Raw genomic sequence first — 1526 nt, 5'->3', positions numbered from 1 at the left:
GGTCAACGAAGCACTGACCCAACGAGAACTGCAATCGGTTCGAGAGTCCGTTGTTCGCAATCGTCCTTTCGGCAGCGAAGAATGGACCGAGGAAACCTGCGAACGAACCGGGCTGTGGGCAACCACCCGTCCGCGAGGCCGCCCGAGAAAGAAGCCACAAATCGAATCAACACAGGAATCGCAGAAATGACCCCCTTCCCCTTTTCTTTCCCGGAATTAAACGGAGCGTGAACGGCATAATGTGCAAAATACAAACAGAACGGCTGGCCGCTTTCGATCGTTTCGGCAACCTGATGTTTCGCTTCAATCGTTAACGCCTCGGTCAGAAATGTCTTGCTGCCATGGTACTTTTCGAGGTGCGGTACCGCATGCCTTTTGTTCTTGGTTAAGTTGCCATAACCCTGCTGGGCGTAATAACTGCCTGGGGCTCCGAAAGCGGCACCAGCGACGTTGACGTCAAAGCCTAAGTTCAGCGGCTCCGCGCCTTCATGATCCTCGGGGCCAAAGTGTGCCTTACCGACATGAATCGTTTTGTAACCACTTTCGCTCATTAGACTCGGCAGTGTCACATCCCCCTTTTTCAGTCCCTCCCAATTCCAATCCGGTGCGCCATTGTTTCCTCGGTTGTTCAGTTGTGGGTTAATCCAATTGGTGGCACGGTGGCGGGCCGCGTTCTGGCCAGTCATGATTGATATTCGCGTTGGCGAACAAACGCTCATCGCGTAGAAGTGATTGAAACGAATTCCTAGGCGGGCCAAACGTTCCATGTTAGGAGTGCGGTAGTAGTCGTTCAGCGGGTAACGCTTCGCATTGCCGTTGGCATCGGTCAGAAAGGGCAATGATGTGTCCATCATGCCCATATCATCGACTAGGAAGATCATGATGTTTGGCCGCTCGGGTGCGTCAGCGCAACAGGCTTGTCCAAGCAGGATCGAAGATACGAGCACGAAAAAGGTGGCGAGAGATTTCATGTGGGTAGGATCAGCAGAGGAATGAATTGGCAGTAATCACGATGATAGTCTCGGTGGAACAACGAATCAGCCCCCAACCGCCAAGAACCACCCCCATGAAACGATTTGCCCTGCTATTGATTGTATCCAACTTGTTTTTGATCGTACGGTACGCGAGGGCCAAGGCCGCCTCCCACGAATGGAACCGTCGTTTGTCTAATCGATCGAGCGTCGTGATGATCACCAATGGCCTTTGAACCGGTGCCTCCATTGAACGACGTGATCGGAATCGGCCGAGTACTCATGATTGGGAGTGGAGTCGTCGTCGGCGCAAAAACGGTTGGATGAGTCCGATCGAGATTGATGAAAGGAACGATGCGGTCGGGCCGTGTGTCGATCCATCTGGTCGGCGGGCAAGTACCAACGGGTTCTTGGCGGTCTCGATGTCGCGGCTTTTTGGAACTCTTGGATTGGACGGGCCGGCAGTTGCACCGGAACAAGGTTGGCAAGATACCCGATCACTTGGCTCCTATCTTGAGTCGCATTGGGCTCGACACCCATGGTTGGTGCGACATT

Annotated in this window: 1 protein-coding gene and 1 pseudogene; one reads left to right on the top strand and one right to left on the bottom strand. The window is 53.6% G+C overall.

What is annotated here, in order from left to right:
• Positions 1-2: 2 nt before the first annotated feature.
• Positions 3-971 (bottom strand): sulfatase-like hydrolase/transferase, encoded by a 969-nt coding sequence (locus CA13_RS34345; protein WP_146404844.1) that lies wholly within the window; start codon positions 969-971, stop codon positions 3-5.
• Between the two features lie 323 nt (positions 972-1294).
• On the opposite strand from CA13_RS34345, the pseudogene CA13_RS34340 reads away from it, so the two are divergent.
• Positions 1295-1526 (top strand): annotated as a pseudogene (locus CA13_RS34340) (hypothetical protein); the annotation flags it as partial.

It is taken from the genome of Novipirellula herctigrandis (assembly GCA_007859835.1).
GTDB classification, from domain to species: domain Bacteria; phylum Planctomycetota; class Planctomycetia; order Pirellulales; family Pirellulaceae; genus Novipirellula_A; species Novipirellula_A herctigrandis.
This window is presented reverse-complemented; position numbering and strand designations above follow the sequence as displayed.